Origin of the sequence: Gilvibacter sp. (assembly GCF_013214815.1) — a bacterium.
Classification (GTDB): Bacteria; Bacteroidota; Bacteroidia; order Flavobacteriales; family Flavobacteriaceae; genus Gilvibacter.
This window is the reverse complement of the sequence record NZ_JABSPU010000026.1, coordinates 1-23,559: the sequence shown is the minus strand read 5'-3', so window position 1 is coordinate 23,559 and position 23,559 is coordinate 1. Positions and strand designations below refer to the sequence as shown.

General features: G+C 45.8%; 28 protein-coding genes. 20 read left to right on the top strand and 8 right to left on the bottom strand.

Translation table 11 applies throughout. From position 1 onward, the window contains the following. Positions 1-12 precede the first annotated feature (12 nt). The 20 genes from HRT75_RS07405 (at position 13) to HRT75_RS07310 (ending at position 16,818) form a co-directional block, all read left to right on the top strand. Positions 13-480 carry a hypothetical protein gene (locus HRT75_RS07405; protein ID WP_291184606.1) on the top strand — a complete coding sequence of 156 codons (468 nt, stop codon included), beginning with the start codon at positions 13-15 and terminating at the stop codon, positions 478-480. Next, entirely contained in the window at positions 477-2,246 is a 1,770-nt protein-coding gene (locus tag HRT75_RS07400; RefSeq protein WP_291184603.1) for a hypothetical protein, read from the top strand. Before HRT75_RS07405 ends, HRT75_RS07400 begins: the two co-directional genes overlap by 4 nt. An 80-nt stretch (positions 2,247-2,326) precedes the next feature. Further along, positions 2,327-2,674, top strand: a complete 348-nt coding sequence (locus HRT75_RS07395; RefSeq protein WP_291184600.1) for a hypothetical protein — start codon at positions 2,327-2,329, stop codon at positions 2,672-2,674. A gap of 5 nt (positions 2,675-2,679) precedes the next feature. Further along, positions 2,680-3,213, top strand: a complete 534-nt coding sequence (locus tag HRT75_RS07390) for a hypothetical protein (protein WP_291184597.1) — start codon at positions 2,680-2,682, stop codon at positions 3,211-3,213. Next, positions 3,210-3,842, top strand: coding sequence for a hypothetical protein (locus tag HRT75_RS07385; protein ID WP_291184594.1), 633 nt, complete (start codon positions 3,210-3,212; stop codon positions 3,840-3,842). The genes HRT75_RS07390 and HRT75_RS07385 overlap by 4 nt, the downstream gene beginning before the upstream one ends. A 340-nt stretch (positions 3,843-4,182) precedes the next feature. Continuing rightward, entirely contained in the window at positions 4,183-4,818 is a 636-nt protein-coding gene (locus HRT75_RS07380) for a hypothetical protein (protein WP_291184592.1), read from the top strand. 104 nt (positions 4,819-4,922) lie between these two features. Next, a complete protein-coding gene (locus HRT75_RS07375) occupies positions 4,923-5,093 on the top strand; it encodes a hypothetical protein (protein ID WP_291184589.1) in 171 nt (56 codons plus the stop codon). 1 nt (position 5,094) lies between these two features. Next, complete coding sequence (locus HRT75_RS07370; RefSeq protein ID WP_291184586.1) at positions 5,095-7,770, top strand: hypothetical protein; 2,676 nt, start codon at positions 5,095-5,097, stop codon at positions 7,768-7,770. 23 nt (positions 7,771-7,793) lie between these two features. Continuing rightward, positions 7,794-8,477 (top strand): hypothetical protein, encoded by a 684-nt coding sequence (locus HRT75_RS07365; RefSeq protein WP_291184583.1) that lies wholly within the window; start codon positions 7,794-7,796, stop codon positions 8,475-8,477. A 3-nt stretch (positions 8,478-8,480) separates the two neighbouring features. Then, a complete protein-coding gene (locus tag HRT75_RS07360; protein WP_291184581.1) occupies positions 8,481-8,705 on the top strand; it encodes a hypothetical protein in 225 nt (74 codons plus the stop codon). A gap of 50 nt (positions 8,706-8,755) precedes the next feature. Beyond that, complete coding sequence (locus HRT75_RS07355) at positions 8,756-9,730, top strand: hypothetical protein (RefSeq protein WP_291184578.1); 975 nt, start codon at positions 8,756-8,758, stop codon at positions 9,728-9,730. Positions 9,731-9,793: 63 nt separating this feature from the next. Continuing rightward, entirely contained in the window at positions 9,794-10,936 is a 1,143-nt protein-coding gene (locus HRT75_RS07350) for a hypothetical protein (protein WP_291184575.1), read from the top strand. Continuing rightward, positions 10,936-12,036 carry a hypothetical protein gene (locus tag HRT75_RS07345; RefSeq protein WP_291184572.1) on the top strand — a complete coding sequence of 367 codons (1,101 nt, stop codon included), beginning with the start codon at positions 10,936-10,938 and terminating at the stop codon, positions 12,034-12,036. Before HRT75_RS07350 ends, HRT75_RS07345 begins: the two co-directional genes overlap by 1 nt. Positions 12,037-12,187: 151 nt before the next feature. After that, positions 12,188-12,646, top strand: coding sequence for a hypothetical protein (locus tag HRT75_RS07340; RefSeq protein ID WP_291184568.1), 459 nt, complete (start codon positions 12,188-12,190; stop codon positions 12,644-12,646). 169 nt (positions 12,647-12,815) lie between these two features. Continuing rightward, positions 12,816-14,279: a hypothetical protein gene (locus HRT75_RS07335; protein WP_291184566.1), complete on the top strand. Its 1,464-nt coding sequence runs from the start codon at positions 12,816-12,818 to the stop codon at positions 14,277-14,279. A 251-nt stretch (positions 14,280-14,530) separates the two neighbouring features. Next, positions 14,531-14,863, top strand: a complete 333-nt coding sequence (locus HRT75_RS07330) for a hypothetical protein (protein ID WP_291184564.1) — start codon at positions 14,531-14,533, stop codon at positions 14,861-14,863. Continuing rightward, positions 14,856-15,107 carry a hypothetical protein gene (locus HRT75_RS07325; protein ID WP_291184562.1) on the top strand — a complete coding sequence of 84 codons (252 nt, stop codon included), beginning with the start codon at positions 14,856-14,858 and terminating at the stop codon, positions 15,105-15,107. Before HRT75_RS07330 ends, HRT75_RS07325 begins: the two co-directional genes overlap by 8 nt. An 11-nt stretch (positions 15,108-15,118) precedes the next feature. Beyond that, positions 15,119-15,427 (top strand): hypothetical protein, encoded by a 309-nt coding sequence (locus tag HRT75_RS07320; protein WP_291184560.1) that lies wholly within the window; start codon positions 15,119-15,121, stop codon positions 15,425-15,427. 9 nt (positions 15,428-15,436) lie between these two features. Next, the gene (locus HRT75_RS07315) at positions 15,437-15,781 is read left to right on the top strand and encodes a hypothetical protein (RefSeq protein WP_291184556.1); all 345 of its coding nucleotides are present in this window, start codon (positions 15,437-15,439) and stop codon (positions 15,779-15,781) included. A gap of 89 nt (positions 15,782-15,870) precedes the next feature. Next, a complete protein-coding gene (locus tag HRT75_RS07310) occupies positions 15,871-16,818 on the top strand; it encodes a peptidoglycan-binding domain-containing protein (RefSeq protein ID WP_291184553.1) in 948 nt (315 codons plus the stop codon). 80 nt (positions 16,819-16,898) lie between these two features. Here the strand turns inward: HRT75_RS07310 and HRT75_RS07305 are convergent, their stop codons facing one another. The 8 genes from HRT75_RS07305 to HRT75_RS07270 all read right to left on the bottom strand — a co-directional run bounded on the left by HRT75_RS07305 (position 16,899) and on the right by HRT75_RS07270 (position 23,212). After that, positions 16,899-17,438 carry a hypothetical protein gene (locus HRT75_RS07305; protein ID WP_291184551.1) on the bottom strand — a complete coding sequence of 180 codons (540 nt, stop codon included), beginning with the start codon at positions 17,436-17,438 and terminating at the stop codon, positions 16,899-16,901. 12 nt (positions 17,439-17,450) lie between these two features. After that, positions 17,451-18,146 (bottom strand): hypothetical protein, encoded by a 696-nt coding sequence (locus HRT75_RS07300; protein ID WP_291184549.1) that lies wholly within the window; start codon positions 18,144-18,146, stop codon positions 17,451-17,453. A 345-nt stretch (positions 18,147-18,491) separates the two neighbouring features. Beyond that, positions 18,492-18,680 carry a hypothetical protein gene (locus HRT75_RS07295; RefSeq protein ID WP_291184546.1) on the bottom strand — a complete coding sequence of 63 codons (189 nt, stop codon included), beginning with the start codon at positions 18,678-18,680 and terminating at the stop codon, positions 18,492-18,494. Continuing rightward, positions 18,673-19,134 (bottom strand): hypothetical protein, encoded by a 462-nt coding sequence (locus HRT75_RS07290; RefSeq protein WP_291184543.1) that lies wholly within the window; start codon positions 19,132-19,134, stop codon positions 18,673-18,675. Before HRT75_RS07290 ends, HRT75_RS07295 begins: the two co-directional genes overlap by 8 nt. Before the next feature lie 263 nt (positions 19,135-19,397). Next, complete coding sequence (locus HRT75_RS07285; RefSeq protein ID WP_291184541.1) at positions 19,398-19,799, bottom strand: hypothetical protein; 402 nt, start codon at positions 19,797-19,799, stop codon at positions 19,398-19,400. Between the two features lie 451 nt (positions 19,800-20,250). Then, positions 20,251-21,759, bottom strand: a complete 1,509-nt coding sequence (locus HRT75_RS07280; protein ID WP_291184538.1) for a DUF4942 domain-containing protein — start codon at positions 21,757-21,759, stop codon at positions 20,251-20,253. A gap of 3 nt (positions 21,760-21,762) precedes the next feature. After that, entirely contained in the window at positions 21,763-23,016 is a 1,254-nt protein-coding gene (gene dcm, locus HRT75_RS07275) for a DNA (cytosine-5-)-methyltransferase (protein ID WP_291184535.1), read from the bottom strand. A 7-nt stretch (positions 23,017-23,023) separates the two neighbouring features. Beyond that, positions 23,024-23,212, bottom strand: coding sequence for a hypothetical protein (locus HRT75_RS07270; protein WP_291184533.1), 189 nt, complete (start codon positions 23,210-23,212; stop codon positions 23,024-23,026). Positions 23,213-23,559: the final 347 nt, after the last annotated feature.

Here is a 23,559-nt window from a genome sequence, read left to right as displayed (position 1 = left end):
AACAACAGGATTATGCAAAAGTTATTTTTTATCACTATTTTGGTGTTAGTTTCACCAATTTGCGCATTCACACAGGTCCAAGGCGAAGGCTTTGGTGTTTCGGTTGGCCTCGGCTATGCTCCAAGGACATGGACGGCCACGACTAATTTTAGGGCTTCGCTTATAGAGTCGTCAATGGCGCCAACAGTGGACATAATTGCAGGAGACAACATAACAAGTGTTGCTCTTCGGTTGGGTATGGTCAGTTCTTTAGATGTGGTCATGGGCGCCGACAGGTATTATTTTGCAGTTGGATACGCATACGCCACTGGTGTCCCGCAAGAGCTTGCGCATAACGTGCAAATTGGATTCGGTCTAAGGGCCGACATTGGCAAAAAGAAAAACTATAGGTTTGAGTTCGGACTGAGGCTTGCATCCCCGATTAAAGACGGTAGAGTTTCGCTTGGTCCAGTGATTGGCCTAAATCAACGAATAGAATGACGTACAAGTTTTACATCAACGGAATACAGGTCTTTCCCGTGAATGCGGGAGAGCTTTCAATAAACAGGAACCGTGCTCAGGAGGGGCGTGGTTCCTATTTTGATGTAAAACTTGGTACCTCTGTGAAGCTAGACAGGGCAGATTTTGAAAAGTTTGAGGCCTATGATATGGACCACCCTTTGGAATTTGTAATGACCGAGACAAGCGTATTGGGAACATTCGATATCTACAGAGGGTTTTCTACTAAGTCTAAGGCCAATGAACTAAACAAGAGCTTTGCGATCGTTGAGCTACCCATGACTACTTCGGGAGCATCTGGCAAGTTTCTAGCTAACTACGACCAAACCGTCAACATGATGGAGGTGCCCGACATTGTGGACTACGGCTATTACAATGCTCCTAAGATTGAGTTCAGGGTCGAAAACTACGAAGCCTTGTTTGCGTCGACACCTTCACCGCAGCCACCTTTGCCTGGCTGGGGCAATGCCCTAGTTAAAAACACTGGTGGTGCGCCTATTGCTATCTACGCTATTTATGCGCGTGAACTCGTAACCACGCTAGACATAGCTGGCGAACCTGTGCCTCCTTCTTCTGGGGATTGGGAACTAGTTACTGCTGGGAGTGTGGCGAACAATGCCTCAACATGGGCCAGAACGCCCGACATCTTAAATCCTGTCGATTCATCTGTTGTGACTTTTCAGTTTAACTTTGCTGCTGCTGGGCAGCCAATAACGCCGCCGCCTTCGCCCAATGGCGAGGATTGGGAGCTTATCGACACGAGGGATCATCCATCAAATGGCTCTACGTTTACGCTTTGGGTAGACAACACTAAATTGCTCGGCGAGCTTATTCCCATAAACAACGGGCGCAGGCTAATGGATGTTTTGCAATGGGCAACAAGAAAGGCCAACCCCGACATGAGCGTTTCTTCGGAGTTCTTGACTTCTGAAATCAATTACGTCACTGGACTGCCCAATGAATTGAAAGATCTTGTCCTGTATAGCTCTGCTGATGTGAAAGGCGTTCCCGTGGACATCGAAGACTATGTTAGAGATCAGGATTTCGTATTAAGAGACTTCTTAGAGGTGCTTTGTAATGCTATCAATGCTGAATGGTGGATTAATGACAGGACTTCACAGCTAATCATAGAGCATGTTAGCTACAGGCCACAGACGCAGGCCATAAACCTGTCTGAGGATGTAGATCAATACCCTGTATTGGTCTTTGGTCAAACAGAAATACCGAGGCGAGAGGAGTTTGCGACAGGAGATAGAGATATTGACTTTACGGGCACTCCAATTGAGTACTTAGATGAAGCAGCTACTAGCAAAATCTCCGTATCAATGGACAATTTCATAAGAGAAGTTGGGCGCCTTCCTGTTTCGCCAAGCGACTACCCAGACGATTCGTTGTGCATGGTGCAATTGCAGTCGTTGCAAGCATCGGATCAGTTTGCCGAGCAAGGGGCTATCACTGGTGATTTTAGGCCGAATGTAACATTGTCCCAAGCCAACCTGATGGAAAAGTACGGTGGATATAGAAGGATGTTTACTTATTTCAGATTCAACTTTGAAGAAAGAAGTGCAAGTAGGCAGCCCTATGTTAAGATTCCAACAGTGTATAAGCAAGTGGAGGCTTACTATGACTATGCTTTGATTAGAGTGGCCGACCTGCCAAGTTTTTTCACTGATCAGGGCATTGTAACCGCCACGACATTCACCCCTTCTCAGGGATTATTGGAAATAGAAACAACATTCACCCCATGAGTAACTTGCTAGTCATCAATAAGGGCAACGACCATGAAAAGGGCGCAGGGCTTCCTTTTTACAAGGAAAAGGGCTATATTATGTCCTACAATGGGAATGACATAGCCTACCAAGGCAGACTTACACCTCAGTCCGAGATTCCATCTTTCCAAATATGGGTGCCAGAAGATACGTTTGTATCCATGGTTTATGAGCGGGTGGCAGGAGGGTCTTACACGGTCAATCCTAGCGTGACGCCCATTCCTACGCAAGTAATTGACAATGGTCAGACAGTAAATGTTTTTAGCATGTCTGGCATTGAGTTACAATCAGCGGGTCAACCGCAACCGTATCCCCCATGCGGCTTATATACAATTGCTCTAACGCTATCCGATGGCGTTGGAGGATCACAAACAACCTACTACAGCGCAGAGATTAGCCTATTCTAGAGGCTATGGATGAACTTATTGCTTTGTTAGATCAATTCGAGGGCATCGCCCAAGAGTTGGCTTCTTCTGCGTTGGTAGAAGCAAGCAATACCGTTGCCTTGATTAAAAACAGGGTACTCAACCAAAGGCAAGACGCACAGTCGGCCTCTACGGGTCAATACTCTAAAGCGCTGGTACCCAAATTCTACCTCTACAATAAATCCACCAGCCAAGGTGCTGAGCGCCGCATTAGAGCGTCTAAAAATCCTTTCCTTTCTTATTCCGACTTGAGGGAGGCCAACAACTTGCAGACTCAAGCCAAAGATTATAGTTTTTCTGGTCGCATGTGGGCAGAAGTCGGCGTTGTGTCTCAATCAGTGACCGACTCTAGCATTGAGGTGACTATAGGAGGGCAAACGCCTTATTCAAGTAGACTCCTCAAGTTCCACGAAGAAAGAGATGGCATCAATCTATTGGCTGTGTCTCAATCAGAGAGCGCTATGCTAGCTTCTGCTGTAAATGCCCGATGGAATAACCTTTTAAGTGAGATTATAGTATGAGTAAGCTCAAGTACATGATTGATCAGATATCACCAAGGGTAAGTGGATTGCCTTGGGTGGGGCGCTATGGGGGCTTGGTTCAGACTGCTACTCAAGGCAAAACCAATTCAATCGAGACATATCCAGTAGCCTGCGGTGTGACTTCGGTTAATTGCAAGAGCATGGATCCGTTACATGACTTAGTACCTGATGATAGCGTCAGTAGCATCTTCTATTGGGAGGAAGTTAGTCCTATGCGCTCTGTATCTAAAGGTCCACTATCAAAGGGAAGCCCAATTCACTATTACAAAGCAAAAGGATCGGCAAGGCTGGTCGCTTGGATGAACTTAAAGATGCTGGGTATCTCAGGGTGCTCAACTCCGATTGAGATTATTATGAAAATGGAGTCTTTGCTTACAACAAGGGCTACTATTAATTTTTCTGGTACTCAATTGGGCCGCTTCACTACGTCCGTGTCGAGGGACGGGCAAAGGAATGCCGAGCAACTGTTTGGCAAATACAGCTACCCTAAAAGTAGCCACTACTACCTGACGCCATATGATTACTTTTCTATCATTGTTGATTTTGAGCTGACTTACAATCCTGCTTGTGCGGATGATTTTGTGTTGCAGCCACCCATAACCTGTTAGTATATGTTTAGTGCATTGACCACATTTTTGATTTCATTGACTAGCTCATGTGCAGCATTGCTGTATCGACACAAGATGATCGAACCGGGCGGACTTTTAGATTGGCTGCCAAACTATTTCCCAGAAAACGACAAATGGAGAGGCCTGTTTGAATGTGCTGTATGTTTATCTGGGTGGTTGTCCCTCGTTGTTATGTCCACCTCTTGGGCAATTGGCTTGCAGTTCTTTGCTCAAACCTTTGTCTGGATGGACGTGCTGTGGATCGTATGCTCTTGGATATGCACGCCTGTATTGACAACATTTCTTTACTTGAAAACTTGGGGCAAAAATAGATAGCAGTATGGACATCAGGAAAACAAGAGCATGGCGTTGGTTAACAAAGAACCGTAAAGACGGTGTGCTCGAACAAAAATTCAAAGAAGCGACAGACAGCTATCCTCCAAGGGAGGGAGTGAGACGTATTATCACTAAAGGTCCAGACGGCAAGTTGCGCACGCCTGAGTCTTTTGTTGCCAATGGCACTAAGTACGTGGTCCGTCCTGTCACGCAATTCACGATTGACAAGCAAGTTCAGTTTAGGCACCTCAATTATTGCTTTTCGGCAGGCGAGACAGGGGCACAGACTAAGCAAGCAATTGATGAAGCATTCCAATCCTTAGCGCAAGGAGTTATTCAGGACAATGAAAAGGCGCGAGCCGAGCTTCTTAGCGACGCCTTGGTTAAACTCAAGTCACTAAGGGATACTATGTTCAATCCAGACATGAATACAGCGGTCTATGGGTCAGCGCTATACATAGCAACCTTGTTTATCATGCCCGAAGATGTGAGTCACACCCATCCTTGGACATTTGACTTGGCAAACAAATGGATCAACGATTGGTCCATTGAATGTATACCAGCGAATGATTTTTTTTTGCTTGTGACAGTTTTTTGCAGCAACTCAAAGGAGACTTTGATGCAAAACTACCAAGTGTAGAATCTGAGCAATCCACAAGTAACATCTCTTACATGTACCGAGATCTTAAGTGGAAAGTTACGAAAAAGGGTGTGAATTGGACGTGGGTCAACCAAAGCGACGAAATGAGGGTCAATACATTGAAAAGCATAGACTCCATAGTGGCTTTTGGTAATTATAATGCAGATTACTTGAGATCTATTAGTGCTGTAGATTTCCAGTTTACGCTTAACAGCGTACAGGAGCGCTGTGAAAAGCGCGCAGAGCAAGCCAGAAAGGCCAATAAACCAAAGTAAAGTGGTAGATTTTAATAATGAAATAACGACAACGTTCTCCTTTGATCTAGCAGATGCCTTAGAGGGCATCAGCGATCTTAGGGATGGGACAGAGGAAGCTAGGGACTCGACAGAGGCCTTGGCTGATAGCATGTCTGACACTAGCGGCGCAAGCAAGGCTATTGAGGACTTGGCGGCCTCTGTTCGGGAGCTGTCCACCGAACTCGGTAACACTAAGCCAGCTGTAGACTCTGCTAACGAAGCACAAAAAAAGTATAATAAATCAGCCTCTGCGGGCAAGAAGGCTACCAAAGACTTAGCGGCCTCTTTGAAAGTCGCAGGAGGGGCTGGCAGTCGATTCGGCAGGGTTCTCAATACCTTAGCAAGAAATCCTTTTACGCTGATACTTACTACCATCGTTGGAGTAATGGGCTTCCTTGTTCGTAGATTCGGGCAAACCGAAGAAGGCGCCGATAAGCTTGGTCAAATCATGGCAGGACTCTCTGCTGGTCTTGAAGTATTGGGCGATATTGCCATTGACTTGGGCAAATCAATCTTTGATGCCTTCTCTAATCCAAGAGAAGCTATCTCGGGTTTTATAGATGACATCAAAAACAGAGTCGTTGGCGTAATCCAAGGTCTTGGTGAGATTTTCAAAGGGCTTGGTCAAGTAATCGTATCCTCTTTGTCTTTTGACTCGGAAGGCATAGAATCAGCCCTTGAGCGTATTGAGCAGGGAGGGACTAGAGTAGCGAAGGCCTATTCGCTTACTGGCGTTGTCCCTAGTTGGGAAGATCTAACCAAGAGTATATCAGACGCCACTGATCAGGCACTAGAAGCCGCAGATGCAGCAGCAAAGGCCGAGGCGTCACTCCAAGCCGCAGCAAAAGCACAAAGAAGCCTGAACATCCAAAGAGCAAAGGTTAATCGAGATTTAGCCCTTACTAGAGAGTTAGTTGAGGACACCAACCAAAGCTATGATGATCGCCTAGATGCTATCGACGAGATAGAAAAGGCAGAGACCAGATTGGCCGAAAGAGAGATTGCAGTTCAGCGCCAACGCTTAGCCGCAGTCAAGCAAAAAAATGCCCAGAGCAAGAGCAGTAGGGCTGACTTGGACAAAGAGGCTGAGCTGCAAGCTAAGATCTTCCAACTGCAAGAGCAGTCCACCAAAAGGCTAAGTGCCTTCAACAGACAAAGACAGGCTATTGAAAAGCAAAGAGATGCTGAGATACAGAAGTCTTTAGACTTGGAACAGGCTATCAGGATTGCAGCAATAGAAGATGAAGAAACACGCCAGATTGCCCAATTAAGAGCCAATGCAGCACGGCAGAAGAAGCAAGTCAACGAGGTGATTAAAAGCGAGTCTGCCAAGGCCGTATTGGTCAAGCAGATAGAGGAGAAGCTAGCAAGGGACATCCTTGCAGTCGAGACCAATTCGCAAGCACAACGGGCCATCCAGAAGAAAGCCGCGCAAGACAAAGAGCTATCTGACCTAGTGGCTCAGAACGCTGCCGAAGTTGCTACAGAAAGAAGCAAGCTCCTAGCCAAACAAGAGCTAGAGCGCCAAGAGTTTGCCTCACAGGAGCAGTCTGGTCAAGCAATCAAGGACTTCAAGCAGAAGCAAGCTGAGGAGCTTCTAGCTCTTGAGCTGCGATCTCAGTTAGAGCGTCTGAATTTGATAAAGCAGTTCAGTGCTGAAATGACCAAAGTCCAAAAAGATCAATTGGACGCTGAAATTGCTTTGCTAGAAGCCAGGATCAAGGGCATCGGGAAAGAAATCAAGCAAGGCGAAGAAGCTAACCTTGGATTCATAGACAATACAACACAAGCCGTTGTTTCAGGTGCTCAGAGCGCTATATCGGCATTCTCCAATGTATTCAAAGAGCGCGCTCAGTTGCTTGACCAAGAAATCAGCAATCGAGATGCACAAATACAAGAGTTAGAGACGCAATTACAGCAAGAAAAAGCATTGGAAGCCCAAGGAAAGGCCAATCGCGTCGGCTTGGTTGAGCAGGAGATAGCCGAAGAAAAAGCAGCCCGTGATAAAGCGCAAAAAGAGCGCGACGAAGCCGCTAAGGTTGCCTTTGTTTTGGATGCAGCTGTCCAAGCCTCCAACTTGGTGACGGCTATTTCTGGTATTTACGCTTCGCTTTCCACGCTGCCGTTTGGTTCTGGGGTGCCTATCGCTACCGCTATAAGCGCTGCTCTGATTGGAACCTTTATAGCTTCTAAAGCCGTGGCCGCCCAAGCGGCTGGCTTCTACAAAGGTGGAGACACAGGCGCAGGCAATCCCACCCAAGAATCCCTAATGCTAGGGCCAAAGCCTTACACTTACCACCGATCGGAGTTTGTGCTTCCACATCAAACCTATAGAAAGTTTGGGCTTCAAGGCAAAAGCGTGGATGAAGTGGAAGACATGCTCAAGTACGGCATAAATGGAATGGGGCAACACGCTTCCGACTTTATGAACTACGACATTAATAACTATTCTTCCATCGGAGGGCATGCTTCCGACTTTAGACAGTCTACTAATGCAATCGCCAATGCTTTGGATTCTGTCGCGATAAGAGAAGCCGTAGAAGCAAAACAAACGGTGGAATTACTCAAAAAACTTGTAAACAAACCCGACAGGCTTCTAACCAAAGACGGACGCCTTAAAACAGTATACCCGAACGGTAGTACTACCGTTTCTTAATATTCACGTAAATCACTTAAAACATGAACTTACAACACGCTCAGCAGATTGTAGGCAAACCAATGGTTGGTCCGACGAACATAGGCCCCAATTGGGAAAGGCCCAAAGACTTGACCAAAGAGCAGCATCAGCTTCTTGATAACATGCACTTTCCTAAAGAGGTGAAGAATCCAGATGTGCTTAAGAAACGCATTCCGCAAACCAAAACGGGAACGGTGTACTTGAAGCCAACAACTATTGAAGGTTTTTCAGAAATCAAGTACTCTGTGTGCCGGCACGCAGTTGCTATGATCCAAGACAAGGCATTGCAGCTGAGCCGAGCAACAAAGCCCCAGCAAATCGAGGTGTTCGTCTCTAATTACCAAAAGAGCGACCATGTAAGCCAATACATGGGCAGAGAGCACATTGAGGCCGAAATGCGATGGGTTCTTAAAACGCTTGGTCACCTTGTCGTTCCTGACGAGATCAAGATAGCCAGTGCTGGAAATAGTGGTGCACCCGATCAAACCGAGGACACCCCAGAAGGTCAACTCGCTCAAAGTGACCAGCCAGACGAGCAAGACCCTCCTGCTGATGACCAAGGATTGACCGCGCAAGACAAAAGGGCCATCACCAACGGCAAGAAGAAAGGTGATAGCGCCGAAGATATTGCCGATCAGATCGACAAGCCCATCGAGCTTGTAATTGCTTACATGGCCAAAAAATAAATCATGGTAACCACTTACACAGCAACAAACAATCGGAACCCTAAGCAAGTGTTTCCATCGGTGACGGAGGAGGAGAAGCAGCGCTTAGAAGAGGCCTCTCCAAACCAATACACTTTTGTGGTCAATGAAGTGCCCGTCGTGCCTAACGAGATCAAGATAGCAGGGCCTGAAAATAATACTGAGGAGGCGGCAAAAAAGCCGTCCAGAGCCAAAAAGACGGCTAAATAAGCCATTATCACGCATTTAATTTGCAAAACCATCAAATAATTAGTAACATTATGGCAGATGAAAATCCAGAAGGTGCATCTCAAGCAACCTTCGCAAAGGAAGTCCTCAAAACTCTTGAGGCAGTTGCTTTTAAAAAAGGAGAACTAAAACCTCTCTTTGAAGAAGTAGAACAAAACCCAGACAATTACTCCACGTCTCAGCAACTTGGTAACGCTCTTAGGCCTTACATGAAGGAATTCGAGAAGAACAAGTACAATGAGGCCGCAGCAACCTTAGCTAAACGGTACGACAAGGAAGTAGCAAAGCTTTTTCCTGATGTATCATTTGACAAGGATGCGAAATTGGAGGAAAATCTGCAAGCCATTAAGAGTTACATCGACTCTAAAAAACCTGAAAAAAAGCAGGAATCCAACGATCAAATTACCGACAGGCAATTGGCGAATCATCCAAGCTTTCAAGCAATGAAAGCCAAGGTGGAAGCCCTTGAATCAACGAACGCACAGCTCGCTTCCGACAAGGAGTTTGCTAACAATCGAAATGATATAATTGCTTCGACATATGCTGCGATCTATGGCCTAGAGAAACCATTGGACTTCTCTGACGATCCTTACAAGAGAAATCGACAAATCAACGCCTTGATCAATGACCTCGTACAAGAGGTGCGCTACCAAAAAGACGAAAACGGTAAGTTGGTAAAAGGAAATGACGGGTATCCAATACCTGTTGACTCTAATGGAGATCCGCTTTTTGACAAGGACAACAATAAAGACATCGGCTTCTCTGCCTTAATACCTAAATACTCTTTAGTTGGATTCAGGACAGTTGAGCCACAAGAGCCAGAGAGCAAAAACGGGATGCGAGATTTTCGCGACCCAAACAACAAGCCCAATATCCCCGCTTACCCTGGCAAAGATAAAGATGTCGAATACCTTGCTAGTATCCAGAAAGCACTTGGTGATGGAAACTTCCAGCTAGCAAGAGACATGCAGCAGGCTCGCGCCGACGTTCAGCAATCAACGCAGTAAGATTAGCAATTACCAATTGCGTACCTACTCCCCCCCAAATGGGTGCAACTAAAAATTAGTTCTATGCCACAAGATTTCACGGCATCAGCCCTACCCGCCGCCGTAATGGCAGCGCAAACAGGATTTGCGCCCAACGGGAATGTAGACCAAAAGCTTACCGTCATGCCAGAGATAGCCGCGCCAATGCTTATGGCGCCGCGACTTGACATGATGGGCATTGGCGACGCTAATCTTCAAACATGTCAACCTGTGTCCGTATATTGGCCGCAAATGGATGACGCCAGCAACAATTACAGTAACTGGACTTCCTCCATCTCAGGTTTTGACTGTACGCCCGTAGGCGGCAATACCGTAGGCACGCTCAGTCGTGACTATGACGTCAACCTAGAATGGCAAGATGGCATCACTGTCAACCTCAATGGCTGCGGCAATCAGTTTCAGGCTGAGCAGCGCATCACAAAGGCCCTAAATGACCTTATTCACATGGGGTCCAAAGGTCTTAATGACTACATGATTGCAGCATTGGAGGACAATAAGTCTAACCTGCCCGCTACGGCTTTGACGCCACCAGAGGTCACGGTTTCCACCAATGGGGATTACATTATTTCCAATGCCAACTATTGGGGCAACAATGAAGAGTCTAGTCGCATCATGCCGATCCTAGAACAGCTTGCCAAGCTTAATGGCATCTACAATCCTATTGTGTTTGGCGGAACAAGCCATAGCATTGCTATGATGAATGCCATGTATAGCGGCAATAATGCAGACAACAATGTCGCTCGCTTTGGCAGTCTAGAAATGTACACAGACACCTTGTCTTTCGACACGCTTATCGGTAAGGATACGCTCTACATCATGGATCGTAACACCTTTGGGTATTTGTTCTGGAACGACTACACGCCCACCCCACAAATCGACACCAGTACCTCTATCGACACCACGAATTTCACCCTGCCATTGCAGTACTACACCAACATCAATGAGAATGGCAACATGACGCCAATCCAATATGCTGTTGGCAGCACTGGTCAAATGCGTACCATTCAAATGGACGTTCGTGCAAAGCTTGAGTGTACTGGTAACGATCGCTTTGGCCGCATTGTTAATCAATATGTGCTTGATGCCCGTATCTGGGGTATGCACGCAGTGCGCCCAGTGGCGAGCAACCAAAGAACTGGAATCCTTAAAGTCAAAAGAACAGCTTAATGGATTGCCTTGAAAATGTCATAGGTTTGATATCGGAGGATTGCAATTGTCGCAATCCTCCATCTACCTTTCCCACTGATAACGAAAGCAGCAGTGGGCTTTATGTCGCGTCCAATGACAGCATCCCATTGAACATGGTAGAAGATGCTGTTTTTTGCGGCACAGGTGGCGTCTATGAACTACTCAAGGATTCCAGAGCATCCGCCGTCAAAGACTTTGTTCGAGATTTTAAGCGCGAAATATCCATGCGATATGAGTTTGCTGTAAACTCGTTTGACACTATTGGCGGCGTCAAAGCTCCTGCTCGTGCTTTTGTCAACAAAGACTATGTTGGATACGGTACAAGAACCTACCCTATAAGAGGGGGCATTTTTGTTCTTGATGGGGTAGAGCTTAACTTTAGAGTCTTGCCCGCTGGTACTGTTGTGACCGTAGAAGTGTACGATGGTGATGACTTGAGCGCACCTCTTACTACAGAGACTGTCACCCTCACGGGGGCGCGTCAATGGCATGAGGTAACCTTCTCAAGTCCTGTCGTTGTTGAGACGCAGTGTGAAAAAGATTTATTCGTCGTCTATCAAATGCCTTCTGGGGCAATCCCTGCAAACAACAAGAACAGCATGAGTTGCAACACTTGCGGAGGATCGAAAAGTATCTTAGATCCGCATCTAGCTGTTGTCCAAGTTCGGGGCATCGCTGTAGATAATACGGCTGACCTCAAGTTTACAGGCAACACGAGCAACGAAGGCTATGGCATGCGGCTTAAGGCAAGCTTTGAATGCGACCTCTTGGGTTGGCTTTGCAAGGCCACGTCTACAACGACAAGACTAACCCTTGGAGGTGATGCCTTTTTAGCTTCCGACGCAATTGCTAGGGCTATAATGCACCAATCTAGAGTACTGCTAGGCCAGACGCTCATCCGAACGGATCGCATCAATAAGTTCACCATGCTTGGTACCACTATGGAATTGGTCTCACAGAGCATTGATTACGACTACGAGCGTTACCAAGAATATTTAAAACTGATCGCAAGCACTTACCCCACAGAAACAACCGATTGCTTGATTTCAAGATCAAGCAACAGAATTATTAAACGCTAGGCTTCACCAGCCATCAAAAACCAGTACTATGGGTAATTTTGCAGCAACAACTGTAGTTTGCCAAGGCAACTGTAGTTCGGGACTAACGTTATTGCCAGGCGCAAGTGGACCTTGCGCAAATGTCCCTAAAAGTAGCTCAATCGACAGTGTTGTGATCAAGCCCCCAGGGGCCTCCAACATTGACTTCCGAAATCCTATTGTGACGCCACCTGTCGTTGACAACACGTCTCCGACAGCCTTGCATCGTCTTTTTGGCAAAGGCACAAAGCCCGATACAGAGACCACAACAGCAAGTTACTTCCCTCAAGGTTCGCATGTTATCCGTAGATTGCACACGCTGACTATGGAAATTCCGATCCAAAACAACGCAGTCTACGACTACCTGAGAGAGTTACAAGCTTGTCAGGTTCCTCTTGATTTTTACTACACCACGGAGGATGCCGACATTTTTGGGGGAGAGGTCGCAATTAGATCTTCTTCCATTGATGTTCAATTCCCGATGGAGCAAGACTCCTACAGCAAAGCAGTACTAACGATCCAATGGAATTCTTTGGCCGATCCCGACCGAATCGACTCTCCATTACCGACCGTTCACGATATCGCAGCATAATCCTGATGTTACTAATCCCGTCGCCACCGCTACAATAGGGCGGCGGGTTAGTTTTTTTAAGAGAGAAATGGCTATAGGAGAATACACATACAAACTGACATGCTATACCAAGCATACGGAGCTTCAGCCGTTTTCCCATAGTGTATATTGGGGGAGCGGGTACAAGGACGTGAATTACTTTAATTCGGGTGAATTTCGTAGCGAAATAGTTTCTGAGACCGAAGAGTCAACCAATTCAGACGGAAGTGCTACTAGGTATAAAAACGTCTACAAGCAGCGCTATAAGCTTACCTGTGTGGTCCCAATAGGCCAAGTGGCTGCCTTGTCTTCTCTAGATCGGTTTGACACCAAGAGCATAGAAATTATCAATGCCAGAGGCGATGTGATTGGCACACATGAGGTACTGAGCTTAGACATAGAGGACACAGGAGGACAGGGCGATGGTAATGCTCAGGTTTTTATTACTTGGGAAGACGGCCCAAGATCTAGTGCTCATGTCTCTGACACTAGATTGCCAGAAATATACACCGTTGGATGGGATGTTACTGGTGACTTGGTTAGTGACAGCACTCCTTCCCAGCCAGCACAGGCACCACATCAAGCATTTGGCAATCCCTTTGGTACTTTTACCTTTACTCAGATTTACCAAACACTAGCAAGTACTCAGAGTGTCTTTATAAGAGCTTGGGTTGTTAGGCCAAGTGGACAAGAGCTAGACTTTGGCAGATTTACAGGCAATCTTGGCGATCAGCTGACTGATGCGTCCAAATGGATCGGAGGCACAACTATACACCAATTTTTTGATCCCTCTGATTCTATAGGAAATGGCAACACCCTCACATTCAACAAGTATCAATTTGCAATTGCAAATGGCTTTCTCAGCAATGAAACAGACGAGCGAAGTATCACACTAAGGTTTGATCTTTCGTTGGTTCAGTCAAACACAGCTAGCGTAGAGCTGGGCATTACCCATACTGTTTGGGGTGGGTTTAGCAGTGTTCGCGTTTCAAATCCCACAACAGGGGCCTCTGACATATGGTTAATAAGTAACGAGAACACCAGCAACACACTAAGAGAAGTTAGTTCTTTCAGAAGGCCTACAAGTCCATCAAACAGTCCTGTAGATGCCACCTACAGACAATTCATCAACGTAGAAAACACTCAGGATTTCTCTAGGTATAATATTGGGGTTTCTACCAATGGAGAGCGCTTTTATTTTGGAGCACTCAGGACCAATGGAGGGTATTTGAGCGAATGGCAGAGAGCCACTTTTGATAACGATAACTTCTGCTTTACGGTAAGAGAAACAACAGGGATACAGCATGCCCCCGATGTGCTGTCAAATCCAGCGACTTACACGTTCCAATTTACATGGCTTTTTCTCAAGGAGACGACAGCCGGGGGCTTTCCTGATGTTGGTACCACACAGGCGGCGAACCCACCAAAGGCTTTCTTAGATGGGACGCAAATAGCGAGTTATCCATCCATTACGCCAACGACTACTTTTTTATCTGGGGTGCAACAAATAACGCTTCCCGATACAGAAGTTCACACCATCACTCTGGTAGCCGACACTACTGGTCAGTACCAGATAGGGACAGAATTTGAAGTGCAGCTAAAGCCTTACTTCTAGACAAAAAAAATGGAGAACACACCCCCATGTGTTCCCCTCTGATCGCAGAAGATTAGCTTGTTATAAAAAAAAACAAAAAATGCTAATTCAATACAAATTTAACCAAAAAGCTTTAACAAATACATTTTGTAACTAAAAAAGTTACAGAAGTTACGCTTTTTGTAATCTTCGTAACTTGTTTCAGTCCCCTGTTTTTGAATTAATGAACTGATTTGGTTAAAAATTCCTCTTTTGTCACCTAAAAGCTTACTTTGCTGTTCTATATTTACATAGCGATCGCGCTGACCTCCGTAGCCATCGTAGTATGCTTGTTGATCTGGGCTTACACGAAGCATGAGATGCAGCGAATCCAAGACTTTTGCTCTATGGTGGAGGCAATAGTCGGAGACCATGCTAAGAACGTTCGACTATGGACGAGCAAGCAGCTGTCCGAAGCGCTCAGTGCAAACTCCTCCACGAAAAAGACACTGGCTTTGCTTTTAGAGCTAAAACGCGAGGTAGCCGAACTTAGAGGGCAGATTCAAGAACTAAAAGCGCCTCCGTCCCAAAATGGCGCTGACAAAAACCAACAAGACGATGGATAGTCAAGCCGTTTATATGATTCCTGAACTTGGCAAGCGATACGATAAGTATGCAGCGTCCAATTTATGGTCCAAGCGAATAGGCATCACGCTTGGCCTTGTGCTGGTTTTGTTGCTCTGCGTCGTGGCATTTCAATTCATAGGCGCCCAAGAGGTAGCCATTAAACCAAACATCGAGCAATTTGTAAGGGCGTTTTATCCTTGGAAGGTATTCAAGGACTTTTCGCCCGATCACTTTGTCCTTTAAAAAACAATTAAATGAACATCAATCACCAAGGGGTTAACATCTCCAACATTCGCCTAGTATCTACCGAAGAGAGTGGCACTATTTCTTTTTGTGCGACCGCAAAATCAGAGCAATCGGATAGCTATGACCTTGCGGCAATGATTTACACTGATCCTGTTCAAGTAACATGGATAGATTATGTACTACTAAAAGATGGTGTCATCGACTCAGAAGGCAAAGTGCAGGCAGATCGGTCTAAGACTATTGATCCGCTGGACTTAGCTCGGCAAATTGCTGAGGCGATCAGGGACTATTTGACCAACAACCCCGCATTAGACTAAGAAATGATCATGGAACAATTCGGAATTGAAAACACCACAAAGCTACTCCTGTGGATAGCCGGCACATCCAACGAAGTGGAAGCCGCAGCACAAGACGGCAAATTCTCCTTAATGGAGATCATTGGACTATGGGACAACACAGCAGAAGCCACGTCTCTGGCAACCAAATTCAAAGACATTGGTCAGGAGTTATCTGATCTGTCTAAGGAAGAGAAAGACATTATCGTGCAGCGTTTTGCCGATGAGTTCAAGCTATCGAACCAAAAAGCCGAGCGCATTGTCGAGCATTGCCTTGATATTGCGTTGACAACCTCATCCAAGATCATTGATCTTGTGGAGCTAATTAAAAGCTAGTCGTTTGCTGTCTTTCTTTGGATTCTTATCTCTGTTTTGACCACAACGTTGCCGTCACAAGCAGCGCTGTGTTATTTTAATGCTACACTATGCCAACATTACAACAAGGCTCCGCAGGCGATGCTGTGCGCGATCTACAGCGCAAACTCAATAAGATAATAGATGCTGGGCTCAAAGTGGATGGTCAATTCGGCCCTGCCACAACGCGAGCAGTACGCATGTACCAAGCGCGCATTGACCAATTGGCTGTTGATGGCATTGTCGGGCCTCAGACCATGGACTCCATTGATCGGCTCTACGCACAGTACGCTGACCAGTGCGACAAGATCTACAAGGGCAAGTTTGCGGTATTTGTTGACGCTGGGCACGGTGGACTGGATGACAATGGTCGATATGTTACACCTGGTAAACGAGCCAACCACGGTGGCATCCACTTGCATGATGAGCGGGGCAACTACTACGAAGGCCACGAAAACCGCATCGTTGCGGCTATGTTCATGGACGCCTGTGCGGACGCTGGCATTCCGTGTATCCCAATATACCACCCGTATAAAGATAAGCCATTGGGCACACGCTCAGAGCTTGTGACAAGCTACGTTCGCCGTGGCTATGCTGGGTACTTGCATTCGTTTCACTCAAACGCCATCTCAAGCAAAAACAGCGCTGAGAAATTGGAGTCCACCAAGGGTTACATGGTATTCAGTACACTGGGTAATAACTTTTCCGACCAGATTGCGACCAAGCAGTTTGAAAACGTAAAGGTGGCCACCAACAATCAATGGACGTATCGCACGCAAATGCATCCAGATGGGGATGTGGACTACGAGGTAAATTTCCAGATTCTACGTGAAACGGATTTGGTTGACTTTCCTTTCTTTGGGGCTATACTATCAGAATGGGGGTTTCATACGTCGAAGGATGACACATTGAGGAATATCATTGGAAGGCGGGAGCAACGGGTTGAGGCCGCGGTGGAGACTGCCAAGTGGGTGCATGAGCATTGGAAAAAGCAAAGTCAGGCAATAAAAGCTACCTGACTCCACTTATAGTTTGTTATGACTCCCTTGACACATTGACAAGATACGGAATTATTCTAGTATTATCATGTATAATTCAGCTAATTCAATGCTGGATTCCGACACTCAACCCTCATAGGTATAGAAACCTTATTGGTACGCCTGCAATAGCGCTCTCTTGTTGCTATCGGATCAATACTAAGCCCGCAAACCTTTTCTTCGGCCAGTCTCGTGTAGTTCACCCTAAGTAGGCGCACGCATTTATTGTGGGTTTGCTCTGGAAGTTCACCATCTCTTAGTATAGCTTGTTTGATAGCGCGGCAAGCATCGATTACAAAAGCCCTGATTTTTGCAGCTTCGTCTGGACTGGATGTTCTGGCGTTAAACTCGAAGCCCTGAGCGGCCTGCTCACTTAAAGCTGAAGCCCAGGCAAACACATGGTAATGCAGCGGCATGTCCATACCATTCAGATACACGCCTTGGAGGCCAATTTCACAGCGCTCTGCCCAATGGTAGTCAAAACATGTTTGCGATAGCAGCAAATTGGCAATTGCTCTACCTTGATGAAGCCCCTGAGTAACGTGCAGTAGGGCTATGGTCATCATGTCGATCAATTCTTGTTTGGTCTTTAGTTCTTTCATGGCTAGTTGTTTCTACACTAAAATCAATACAGCATCAGTAGGCTTATTACTCCACTTGACCATAAAGTGTATGTGCGGCAGATCGCTGTGTATCTGATCTTCGTCACACCAGAAGTTCTTGCCAGCAGTAACACTACACACCTTTGGACCGCTAGGAGTGCTTACAAGAGTGCCATCCATGTCTGAGTACCTGTTTGCGCCACGGGCATTCTTCAAGTACAATCTTTGATCTGTTGGATGCTTTACGATCAGAACAAGGCCAGCCTTCTGGAGAATTTCGCTATCCATGGTCCGAAGATTGTCAAACTTGGCACCTTGGTACTCTTGGATGATCTGCTTGGCCTCCAACTCAAGCACCACGTCTTTAAAATTGGACTTCACCTCAATAAAACCAAAGTGGTCTTTCTTTCCGTATCTGTTGAGTACTTGAAAAGCGAGCCCGTTGCAATCGCTAACGATGTGTGGTTGCCCTGCTTTGTGTTCAATCCACAGACGACCGCCAGCTATGCCCACTTTGGTTTCTATGACACCGCTCTCATCGAGCACATGAATTGCAATACTGTTGTTGATGAGCTTGCTTGCTTCTTTACCTCCCAAGATCGCATTGATTAAGGTAATTGATCTATCGTCAAGCGCATCCTTCAATCGTAGTGCGCTGAAATTATTGTTGGCAATTTGTGTTTGCTTGGTTGCTATCGTTGATGCCATGGCATATTTGATTTAGTTGCTAAGAAAAACCCAACGGAGTAGCTACGGCTTGTGTCAACATCATCCGAAATGAATAATCCAGTGCTGACTCCGTTGGTATAATGATTATTTTCAGGGGTAGGGGTTTATTTTCTGATCGTGAATTACTTGTGTAAAAATCTCAATTGTTCATTTTGCCCGTAATTTATATTATGTTAAATCATTCAATGTTTACTGTGTTGCAAAATAGGGATTTAAAACGACTTTATGTACTGTGATTTGGTATTTAACTACGCCTAATGACTTGGTAGTTCTGTTTCAGGTGGCTTCACTCATCAGATTTCACCACTCAGGTAGCTCTCGAATCTACAAGTCCTCTGGTATTTTCTGCACCTTGTCAATTTGCTTGAAGAAGTAGGGCACCCCTGTATTGTCCAGCATCTCAGCAGTTGCGTCGATAATCTGTTTATATGCGCTGTCAATAGCTTTCAGGGCCTTTCTGCGGTCCTCTGGGCTAAAGTCTTTGAGGCGGTATAGTGCTGCGGAGTCAAACATTGGGTGCCGTTTTTATGATTTTATTGAGCCTGAAGAGGCCATTGTGCTTAATCTCGACCATCTCGTTGTCAGCCTCGTTTTCGTAAATCTGTGCTGGTCTTTCAATTTCGCCGAAGAAACCCAGTCCTCTGTTGACCCAAACAACTTCACCTACCTTGAAGTGAAGGTTGAATTCACGGCATTGGGCCTCTGATGAATCTCGCTCGGCTCGACTTAAATGATGTTCTACATCTTCAAAAACCTCGTCTATGCATGGAAGGTCATATCTTTGCTTGACGTAATCTAATATAGTAGGGAGTGCTTTTTCCCATTCTTTTAGGTGCGAATGCGACATGCCTTTGAACAATTCAAATAGCTTGCTATAATTTTCGGCATGAATAACATTTCGTGGGTTTTGTTCCTGATCCATAGGCAGGCGATTACCTTGCTTGTTGTCTGCGTTTTGATTTTCCATTCTTCTTTTTATTCGGTGTACTAATTTTATTCATTCTGTGGATGTGCGCCAACGCATTCCCGATGTATTCCAATGTCTCAAGATTAAGACTATCTAATGACTCAAGGTCAACCTTGCCCAAGGGGTGTGTGCCATTTTGGTGCAGCACCTTGGCCCATATTTCCCGCCAACACTCCTTATAGTCCTTGTAGGCGATGGTTGCAACGGCCGCGATATGACCGCGTAGTATTGGCTGTAGCGGATCGTACGGTGGTAGTGGTGTTCTAGGCATGGCTATGACGTTTACCTGTCCAATACTCCGCACCATCAACGGTTGAAACATGCAACCTAGTTCTTGAAGCCAATCTTCTGCCACCATGGCATACTTTAAAAAAACGCCCATCAACATTAACATTCCATCTTTTCGGAAGGTCTATAATCATAACCTCATCAGCTTCTCTGAGTGGCCCCCTAAGCAGTGTATTGACAACTTCAATCCAGTAGTCGCATAGCTGGCTTTCGTTATCTGGCAGTGCCAGTATCGGATCGTTTTCGCCAAGCTTTACTGTGACCAAGGTGTCCGTTTCTACGGGACCAGCATTTAATAGACAAGTTATTTCATCTTTGCCATCATAGGATAGCTGAATGCCCCTTAGAAGGGGCTTAGTTGATTGTTGTGTGCTCATGATTAACCTGTAGGTTTATTAGTAAATTAATTCGCATCCCTGTGGAAGCATTGCTTTGATGCGTTTTGCTTGATGGGGCATCAATCCATTATCTTCTATGTCTACATGAATAAGTTTACCTAGACTCTTGAATGATTCTGGAAGTGTTTTTACATATGTATGATGAAGAATCAACAATTCCAAATTGTGCAGATTGGCAATGCTTAATGGCAAAGTTTGAATGCTAGAATTAGAGGCATCTATGCATCTTAGCTTTTTTAAAAGCATTATATCAGGTGGTATAGCCCAGCAATGAGTGCTTATTCTGATTGATTCTACACCAACGCAGCGTTCTATTTTTTCATGGTCCGTTTTCATTGCCCAATGCATGGTGTATCACTCATAATTCTTCATTATCCCGTCCAAGATCGCGCTGGATCATTTGGAGCGGGGCGCTTTAAAATCCATAGTTCTATTGATTTGGTGCCCATTCATGTTTTGCTTTCCAGTCGCTACCATCTGACAATGGCTGTCCTTTCAATTTGCCAATGATTCGATTTGCCTCAAGCCAATAAGGGGCAGCGTGCTCTTTGACCCAGAACTTCAAGTTGTTGTTTTTGAACCAAAGCACCTTGAAAAAGGTAGTGTCTATACCTTGAGGATGCTTACCTCTAGGTGGGAAGCCATCGTTAATGGCGTCCACTACAGTGGTCACTACTGGTTTAATATCTTCATAGCGCATACCAGACAGCAGACAAAGCATTTTATCAATGCTATCTAAGTCGTCTCTTTTCGTGTATTTTATACTGTACTTTGAATAGCCCTTCTCTAGGCACCAAGAAACAATAAACTTGGAATCCATTCTGAATTGACGGTTGTGACGATATTCTTTTCCGTATCCATTGGCGTGGAGGGTCAAGTAGTCAAATGCCTGCTTGACCGTATCCTCAATGAGCTTTGGTCGCATGTTGAGCACTGCCCAAAACAGATTCTCAATGTTTTTCAAGGTAAACGCCAGCCCAGCGTGCCCGTCAGTAAAGGCTTTGGTGATGTCATCACGCACAGATTTGGTCATGTACGCGCTGTGGGTGCATCGGTCCAAAAGATTCAACCATGTGTTTTTAGTGAACTCTGATCGCCAGTCATTAAAGTCCATGTTCAATCCTTGGCCGCGCCAGCCTTCAAGGTAGCCTTGCTTGCCTGTGCAGATGGCTGTGTATTTATCTAGATCTTGATAGAGAAGCACATAGTCGCTGTGCGCCTTTACTGTGGCATTGTAAGCATCCACCATCAGCAGTAATTCATCCTTAGCAATCCCGATGCCCTGTGTGTAAGGGACCAAAGCGGTCTTGGCGTCCGCTTGCTGATCTTGCAACGTCTCCCATGCCTCCCAATCAATCACACCTGACCAATCGCGGTCTATGGCTCGCCCTGGCACAGTCATTTTGATACAGGCTACCTCAGCGCTGACCTTTGGAAAGCACTTGCCGAAGTTTTCGACCTGTCCACCGTGTAGCTCTATGACATGCGCCAAGCGTCTTCTATTGACTGTGCAAGGATTGTCAATGGTGCCTTGATTCAGTAGACACACGATGGTAGATTGCTTGGGTTGCATCATCATCAAGTCGTACGCGCGAAGGAAGTGTTCGGCTCCTTTGTTGAAAGGTGGATTCATCACTACCAGATCAATAATAGGGGCTATGCCTTGGCTTTGGTCTAAAAAGTCATATCCCAGCATGGTAACGCTCGTGTTATGCCCGTAGTCGCGGCCCTTTGCTGAATTGTGTCGATCTTGGTCAATCTCAAATCCGTAGTACTTGCTTCTACTCAATGGCAGTGCAGCCAAAAAGGAGCCAGTGCCGCAGCTAGGGTCTAGTACGGCCTTGATGCCTTTCAGGTCCACGCCCTGTAGGGCTTTGCGCGCTACCTCTGGTGGCGTGGCGTAGTATTGGTCAATGTGTTGTCGTTGTGCGTTTATCATGGCTCACAAGTGTTTTAAGATGTGTTCAATAACAGCAACAGTCCATCCGTTGCCTAGCATTTTGTAGATTTGCGTGTCGGAAACTCCACAAGAAAGCATTTTATCAATTGCCCATTCGGGAATAGTTTGAAGCCGTCCACACTCTCTTGGGGATAATCTGCGGATCTCTGCTTTGTCAACCGCATCCCATTCGTGCCTATCCTTAGGCCCTCTTCTGCCTACTCTGACTGTTTTCGACTTCAAACGAGTTGCCACTTTTTGATGATGCGCACAACCCTTGGTCAAGCAAGGCGATTTGCCAGATATGGCGTAAACTCTGTTTTGTTGTCTGGGTTGCCCTCCAAATTCTTTTGCTGGATTGAGCTGAACGACATGATTGTTGTGCTCAAATGAATTGCTGGTCACTGTCGGAGATTTTTCTTTATGCACGCCACCTTTATTGAAACCTGTGCCTTTTTGAAAAATCACAAACAAGTCCATATCTGAGTGGTTGCCGCCAGAGTTGCCCCCAGCGGTAAAACAGGACGCTTTATTTTGTTTGCTTTTTAGTTTTCCGTCCTTGCTTATTTTGGCCATGTACTTTTCATTGACTTCCAATTCAAGCACATCAGCTAGCATTATCAACTTATCCTCAGGTTGCTTGATCCCGCACTTTTGCTTACCGAAAAGATCAAATTGATAGGCGCATATGTTAGTCCAATAAAGCCGCACCCTGTTCTGAGCTGAGACTAGGCTGCTGTTTATTTTGATTGGCTCAATACCAACACACTCGCTTATCACGTCTTGGTGCTCTTTTGACATACGGACGTTTTCTAGCAGCCACTTGACGTGCTGGTTCTTAGCCTTGCAGGAATTGAGTATCTTAACAAACTCAAAGAAGAGCTTGCTTCTGGGGTCGTCAAAATTCAAGCGCTTTCCAGCAAATGAAAACCCTTGACAAGGGGAGCCAGCAACCACTAAATCAAACTTGATGCCCCTGAGAAAAAGCAAATCTCGAATAGCCTGCTTCGTCTTGGTGCTTAGGTGTTGCGAGCTTAGCGCCTTTTGAATGGTCGAATCCTTCCAGCAAATTGCGCGGCGCACAAAGACAACATCCCCCAGGTTAACAGTTTCAGGGAACAATGTATCACTCACCTTTGTGGCGTACTTGTCTATCTCAGATGCATACACCTTGAATTTGCGCCCAAGGCCGTGCAAGGCAAGCCCTATGCAGTTCATTCCGTTAAACAGAGATAATACTTTCATTTCCTCACTCATAGTCGTATCATTGTGCAAATCCAAATGCTGTTCTAAATGCCTGCGTGCAAGCTTCTCTTATTTGATCCTCTGTGCCGCAGCTAGGGTCTAGTACGGCCTTGACGCTTTTGAGGTCAACGCCCTGTAGGGCTTTGCGCGCCACTTCTGGTGGTGTGGCGTAGAATTGGTCGATGTGTTGTCGTTGTGCGTTTATCATGGTTGTGTGTGTGTTTAATCAATGTAAAACCTTGCAATCTTTCGGAAGGACTTCGTAAATCCAATTTAGATCATCAGTCAAGTCGAACTGCGCTGATATTGGGTTTTGCCTCAAGTCCACAACCTTCATGTTTGCATGGTAATTGAAATTAGCTGGTAATTGAGCTATGTTGTTTCTTTTCAGAGAAAGCCAGCGCAAGCCTCTTAGCTCTATGACAGATTGAGGTATGTTATCTAAGCCACAGTCATCCATTGTTAGGGACTGCAAACTGATAAGTCTACGAAAAGAATAAGGCACTTGCATTTTCCTGCATCGGTGAGGCCTTTTCTTTGCTACTAGATGTGTTT